General features: G+C 55.8%; 6 protein-coding genes. 3 read left to right on the forward strand and 3 right to left on the reverse strand.

Annotated features, from left to right (window positions below; all coding sequences use genetic code 11):
* The 3 genes from VK738_11700 to coxB all read right to left on the reverse strand — a co-directional run.
* Positions 1–420 (reverse strand): hypothetical protein (locus VK738_11700; protein HTD23312.1); only part of this gene is annotated, 420 nt, incomplete at its 3' end.
* Between the two features lie 7 nt (positions 421–427).
* On the reverse strand, positions 428–2,173 hold the full coding sequence (locus VK738_11705) for a cbb3-type cytochrome c oxidase subunit I (GenBank protein ID HTD23313.1): 1,746 nt from the start codon (positions 2,171–2,173) through the stop codon (positions 428–430).
* Position 2,174: 1 nt separating this feature from the next.
* The gene (gene coxB, locus VK738_11710; protein ID HTD23314.1) at positions 2,175–2,984 is read right to left on the reverse strand and encodes a cytochrome c oxidase subunit II; all 810 of its coding nucleotides are present in this window, start codon (positions 2,982–2,984) and stop codon (positions 2,175–2,177) included.
* 623 nt (positions 2,985–3,607) lie between these two features.
* Between coxB and VK738_11715 the strand changes: the two genes are divergently transcribed.
* The 3 genes from VK738_11715 (at position 3,608) to VK738_11725 (ending at position 6,219) form a co-directional block, all read left to right on the forward strand.
* The gene (locus VK738_11715) at positions 3,608–4,249 is read left to right on the forward strand and encodes a Rieske 2Fe-2S domain-containing protein (GenBank protein ID HTD23315.1); all 642 of its coding nucleotides are present in this window, start codon (positions 3,608–3,610) and stop codon (positions 4,247–4,249) included.
* A 111-nt stretch (positions 4,250–4,360) separates the two neighbouring features.
* Positions 4,361–5,287, forward strand: a complete 927-nt coding sequence (locus VK738_11720) for a cytochrome b N-terminal domain-containing protein (GenBank protein HTD23316.1) — start codon at positions 4,361–4,363, stop codon at positions 5,285–5,287.
* 2 nt (positions 5,288–5,289) lie between these two features.
* Positions 5,290–6,219, forward strand: coding sequence for a hypothetical protein (locus VK738_11725; protein ID HTD23317.1), 930 nt, complete (start codon positions 5,290–5,292; stop codon positions 6,217–6,219).
* Positions 6,220–6,294: the final 75 nt, after the last annotated feature.

The following is a 6,294-nucleotide window of genomic DNA, read 5'->3' on the forward strand; positions in this document are numbered from 1 at the left end:
GAGGATGGCGGTTAGCGCCAGCCAGGGCATTCCATCCGTTTCCGTGCGTGTAGCTGCGTGGGATTCCTTTTCATTGGCGAGAGCGGTGCGGACGGCTTGGCGACGGGCCAGCTCCATCGCGAGGGTGCTGACCAGCAAGACGAGAGTATTCACCAGCAAAAAGTTTGGCAGCTGTAACGGAAGCCAATCGCGAACGAGCGTGCCAGTACGCGGATCGAGAGTGGGAAGGCCCTGCCGCACGACGTAAGCGCTGGAATAAGAGACAAAAATCATGACGACAGCGGTTAGAGCGACGGTGAGTCCCAAGCGAGCACGGCGCAGACGCACGGCGAAATCCAGCGCATTTTGCTCCGGGCGGCCGTCGCCTGCCAGAAGGACTTGAGCTGTTTTTACAGACGCGGTTGTGGTGACGGTCGACATGGATTGCCTAGTGGGCCTTCACGGTGGCTGGATCGGTTTGCATCACAAAATCGCGAGGCGCCCCTGGGACGCTGTATTCATAAGGTCCGTTGTAAACCACTGGCACGTGTCCGCCGAAATTGTCATGAGGAGGTGGAGTTGCCGTGGTCCACTCGAGCGTGGTCGCTTCCCAGGGATTGTCGGCGGCTTTTTTGCCGAACTTCATGCTCCAGAAAAGATTGAAGAGAAAGATAAATTGTCCCGCGATGGTAAGGAAAGCGGCATAGGTCATAAATGTCTGCAAGGGGATCAGCCCGTGCAGGTAATTCAGTTCGGTGAGCTGGGAGTAACGGCGCAGATGTCCCGCCATGCCGAGATAGTGCATGGGCATGAAGATGGCGTAGGTGCCGATCAAGGTGATGAAGAAATGCCAGCGCGCCATGCTCTCGCTCATCATGCGGCCGAACATTTTCGGGAACCAGTAGTACGTGGCGCCAAAGATGCCAAAGATGGACGCCACCCCCATGATCAGATGAAAGTGGCCGACGACGAAATAGGTATCGTGCAATGGAATATCCAGCACGGGCTGAGCGAGGAATGGCCCGCTGATTCCGCCAGAGATGAAAAGGGAAACAAAGCCCAGGGCGAACAACATAGGCGAGGTGAAACGAAGCCGTCCACGCCAGATCGTGCCGAGCCAGTTAAATGTTTTGATGGCGGAGGGAACACCAATGGCCATGGTCATTACGGAAAAGGCGAAAGCCGTATAGGGGCTCATGCCGCTCATGAACATGTGATGGCCCCAGACCATGAAACCCAGGAAGCCGATGGACAGCATGGCGTAGACCATGGCCTTGTAGCCAAAAATTGGTTTGCGAGAGAAGACCGAGAGCAATTGCGAGCACAAACCCATGGCCGGCAAAATGGCGATGTACACCTCGGGATGGCCGAAAAACCAGAACAAGTGTTGCCACAGCAGAGGCGAGCCGCCTTTGTGTCCCGTAAGCTGCCCATTGATGGTGACCAGGGGCACAAAGAAACTCGTGCCTGCATTGCGGTCAAGTAAGAGCAGAATGCCGGCGGACAAGAGGACGCCAAACGCGAGCAGACCGAGAATCGCGGTAATGAACCAGGCCCAACACGTAAGCGGCATGCGCATGAGCGTCATGCCCCTGGCGCGCATGTCCAGGGTGGTGGTGATGAAGTTGAGAGCGCTCATCAGTGCGCCGATGCAGAACAGAGCGATGCTGATGACCCATAAATCCGCGCCTAAACCTTCACCTGGCCCTGCGGATTGCAGAGCGCTAAGTGGCGGATAGCCGGTCCAGCCGTGGAGCGGTGCGCCTCCGACCACAAAGAAGGCGGCAATCATCACAAAAAAGGCCAGGGCGGTCACCCAGAAGGAGAGCATGTTGAGAACCGGGAAGGCCATGTCTGGAGCGCCGATTTGAATGGGCAGGAAGTAATTGCCGAAGCCGCCCTGCGGGGCGGTCGTGAGCACGAAAAAGACCATGATGGTGCCGTGCATGGTCAACAAAGTCAGGTAGGTCTCGGGCTTGATCTCTCCGAGCAACGGCAGGGCGGCGGCGGGCCAGATCAGGTGGATGCGCATCAGCAAGGATAGAAACATGCCGACGAAAACGGCCGTCAGCGCGAGAAAAAAGTACTGCAAGCCGATGACTTTGTGATCGAGGCTGAAAACATACTTGCGTATCCAACTTGTGGGTGCCGCGTGGGCATGTGCAGCGTGGGCCGCGAATTCGCCGGTAGCCATTTTATTGCTTCTCCGCTTCGCGCAATGCCAGCCACTTGGCGAACTCTTCCTGGCTGACGACTCTAAGGATGCCGTGCATTTTGTAGTGGCCCAGACCACAAAGCTGGGAACAGGCGATCTCGTAGTCGCCCGTGGTGATGGGCGTAAAGTGCATGTGGATGGCGAGACCAGGGACAGCGTCCTGCTTGAAGCGCATGGCCGGAACAAAAAAACTGTGGATGACGTCTTCGGCGCGGAGGATCACGTCGATTTCGCGATTCACCGGGACGTACATTGTTCCGGCAACGACGTCGTCTTTCGAGGCGGGGTCGGCAGGGTCGAGGCCCAGAGCGGCTTCTCCTCCCCCGGAAGGATCCTGCAGTTGGGGGTTCGTTGCGCCGAATTTTCCGTCAGGTCCCGGATAGCGGAAATACCACTGAAACTGCATTCCTGTGACTTCGACCTCGACGGCGTCGGAGACTGCGGGACGGAAACGCTCGGACGCCCAAATCGAACTGCTCATAAAATTCAGGCCGACGAACAAGATTAAGGTAAGCACGGTCCAGGTGATCTCAAGCTTATTATTGCCGTGGGAGTAGTGCGCTAGCGGAGTGCTTGCGGTGCGTTGGCGATACTGCCAAGCGAAAAGGCCCAGGCTGAGCTGTGCGGCCACGAACACGATGCCCATAAGAACGTACGTGGTGGCGAAATGATGATCGATGCCCGCAGCTGCAGCCGAAGCGCCGACAGGCAACCACCACGTCTTCGCGATGAAGAAGTACGCGCTAATGAAGGTGATCAGCCAGATAACAACGAGAAGAACTAGGCCCATGTACCCTGACCTCCCGGTCGAATAATCCGCCGTTGCGAATGATCCGGCCGCGCAACCTTCGGAATCTGGATCGCAAAGCCCGAAAACGGGGCGAGTCTACCACAGGTCTTTCTAAGCGCAAGCGGGTTATTGCATGTCTCGAGTTTTTCCTCGGGGTGGCGGAGTTTGAGAACAACGGCTGGTGTTTTCTTGTTCGCGCGACTGGCGAAATCGCGCCTGCAGAAAATTTTAGACTGGAGTTGACGAATTTTTTTTATTTGAGTAACATCCGGCCAGTTTCTTGGGGAGCCCAGTGGAATGGTAGGGACCTCGCGATGTATCGCTGCCACGCTCTTCAAATTCGGCGGGCCAACGACGCTTCCACAGGCCGCGCCATCCCTGTGTGTTCGAACGAGTGATTCGGTTTTTTTGACGCGCGAGCGTTCGTGCGTCGCTGCTGAAATTCTCTCCGCGCTCGAAAATATTCGTTCTCTAGAGCAGACACTTTTGGATGTAAGCGAAAGGAGATCTTTGCGCCTTCCGGTTGGGACCGAAGGCTGGAGGGCGTACGTTCAGGGGAGGGAAGTAGCGGCGTCGTTTGCGACCGCGGCATAAGTCGACCACAGGTATCCAGGAGGTAATGCATGGCGGCCCCGGAATCTAATTCGGCCAATCCGAAACCGGATGCAGCGAAGACGTCTGCTGCCGGTGGTGGCGAAGCTGCAAAGTTCGTGGGCACGCCCGCCGTCGGTACCTCAAAAGCTGCACCTGCTGCCGGTTTACCAACGGTGGGCCCGGCGGCGAGCGGAATGAATCAGAGCCGACGGAGTTTGGTTTGGTGCGCTGTGGCCGGTTTTCTGGGGGCCTGGTTTATCGCGTTTCTTCGTTTTTTTCTTCCACGAACACTTTTTGAACCTCCGACCGTTTTCAAGATTGGGTATCCCTCCGACTATGCGTTGGGTGTCGATACGAAATGGCAGCAAAAGTACCGTATCTGGGTGGACCGCACGCCGGACCGCATGTTCGTCATTTACGCGCGCTGCACACATTTGGGCTGCACGCCAGATTGGAAGGCCAGCGAGAACAAATTCAAATGTCCCTGCCACGGAAGTGGTTACGACAGTGAAGGGATCAACTTCGAGGGGCCTGCACCGCGTCCGATGGATCGGGCGCGGGTGGAGTTGGCGCCGGATGGGCAGATTGTGGTGGATGTGTCGCAGCTTTTTGAATGGCCCAAGGGGCAGCCGAGTCACTTTAGCGATCCGGGTTCGTTTTTGAATGTGTAGGCACGGCGGTGGCGGATGCAGCTCTCGAGGAGGACGCGCGAAGTAATGAACTAGAGGGGCAACGAACTTAGACCGACGGTTCGAGCGGGATGGGAAACAGGAGCAGAAGAAATGCCTGATGAGAAAAACTCGAACGGCAAAAATGGCAAGTCGACCGGTCTGGTAGACACGATCAAGACGGGTGTCAAAGAGGATCTCGAATCCCTTAAGACGGATCTTCCTGCGAAAGCAAAAGAATCTCTGGAAACGCTCAAGAATCCGACCAAGACGCAACTCTACACGTCGATTTTCAGACACAAGCATGACGACACACCTCGCAATCGTGCCCTCGGCGTGCTTTCCAATGTTTTTCTGCATTTGCATCCGGCGAAGATTAACCGCGATTCGGTGCGCTACAGCTACACCTGGGGGATGGGCGGGATTACCTTTTATCTGTTTTTGGTGCTCACCTTCACCGGTACTCTGCTGATGTTTTACTACCACCCGAGCAAGGTACAGGCTTTCCGCGATGTGCTATACCTCGAGCACGATGTCCCTTTTGGCAGGCTGCTGCGCAACATGCACAGGTGGGCTGCCCACCTCATGGTGATCGCCGTCGAGTTGCACATGTTTCGAGTGTTTCTCACGGGCTCCTACAAGAAGCCGCGGGAGTTTAATTGGAACGTCGGCGTCATTCTTCTGGTGCTGACACTTTTGCTGTCCTTCACTGGTTATTTGTTGCCGGACGATCAGTTGGGCTTCTGGGCTGTTACCGTGGGAACCAACATGGCGCGGGCGACGCCGCTGCTTGGACACGAAGGTCCCTTCAGCAACTATCTCAATATGACCCCGTACAACGATGTGCGATTTGGATTGCTCGGTGGATCCATCGTGGATGCCAACGCACTCCTGCGGTCTTACATCTGGCACTGCATCGGCATTCCCATCATTGCATCGATTTTTATGGTTCTTCACTTCTGGCGAGTGCGCAAGGACGGCGGCATTTCCGGGCCGGCGCAGGTCATCCTCGACTCTGAGGTAAAGGAGGCGCGGAAATAGCCATGGATTGGAGACAAGTTTGGGAAATCATCTCCGCACCTGACAACGTACCGATCGTGGCAATGATTCCTTTGCTCGCCTTTTACATTTATCTCGCGTGGCGGCAGGCAAAAGCAAATGACTTGCTGATCGCGCAGTTGGAAGCCGACCCGGCGCTGGCCAAGACGCATCATCGGAAGGCCTGGCCGTTCAAGCCGGGGTGGCAAAAAGAAGTTCACGTTTGGCCGTTTCTGCTGCGGGTGGAATTTCTAGCCGCGATCATCGTGACCATCATTTTGATGATCTGGTCGATCACCTTGAATGCTCCGCTCGAAGAACCGGCAAACCCGAATCTGACCATGAACCCGGCGAAGGCGCCGTGGTATTTCCTCGGGTTGCAGGAAATGCTGGTGTACTTCGATCCGTGGATTGCCGGGGTGGTGATGCCCACGCTCATCATCTTCGGCTTGATGGTGATTCCTTATATAGATACGAACCCGCTCGGAGCGGGGTATTACACTTGGAAGCAACGCAAGTTTGCTATCGGCACTTTTCTTTTTGGGTTCATCGTCTTGTGGGTCTCGATGATTACCATCGGTACGTTTATACGAGGGCCTGGATGGCAGTGGTTCTGGCCCGGACAGACCTGGGATCACAACCGGCTCATTTATGAAGTGAACCGCGACTTGCCGGATCTCTTTGGAATCACATCGAATTGGGCGAAGGGAATATTTGGCGCGGCGGTGGTCGGCGGGTTTTTTGTCGTGGGCGGCCTGCTGGTGCACGCGCTGTTTCGGCGTTACAACCCCAAAAACTATAAGCGGATGAGTTTGCTGCAGTACTCCATTCTGATGGTTTTTTTCGTCACCATGATTGGATTGCCGATCAAGATGCTGTTGCGCCTGGTGTTGCACATTAAATATGTGTGGATTACGCCGTGGTTCAACGTTTAGGAGGAAGTGGTGGCTGAGAAGCCCATCCTCGAAGACGATCCGGTAGTCAGCAAGTCGCTGGCGCCACATTATCTT

This window comes from Terriglobales bacterium, from assembly GCA_035487355.1.
Lineage (GTDB): Bacteria > Acidobacteriota > Terriglobia > Terriglobales > Acidobacteriaceae > QIAW01.

Excerpts from the sequence above, each read along its gene's own strand:
- VK738_11705 (HTD23313.1), bottom strand. The coding sequence starts at position 2,173 with ATGGCTACCGGCGAATTCGCGGCCCACGCTGCACATGCCCACGCGGCA.
- coxB (HTD23314.1), bottom strand. The coding sequence starts at position 2,984 with ATGGGCCTAGTTCTTCTCGTTGTTATCTGGCTGATCACCTTCATTAGC.
- VK738_11715 (HTD23315.1), top strand. The coding sequence starts at position 3,608 with ATGGCGGCCCCGGAATCTAATTCGGCCAATCCGAAACCGGATGCAGCG.
- VK738_11720 (HTD23316.1), top strand. The coding sequence starts at position 4,361 with ATGCCTGATGAGAAAAACTCGAACGGCAAAAATGGCAAGTCGACCGGT.
- VK738_11725 (HTD23317.1), top strand. The coding sequence starts at position 5,290 with ATGGATTGGAGACAAGTTTGGGAAATCATCTCCGCACCTGACAACGTA.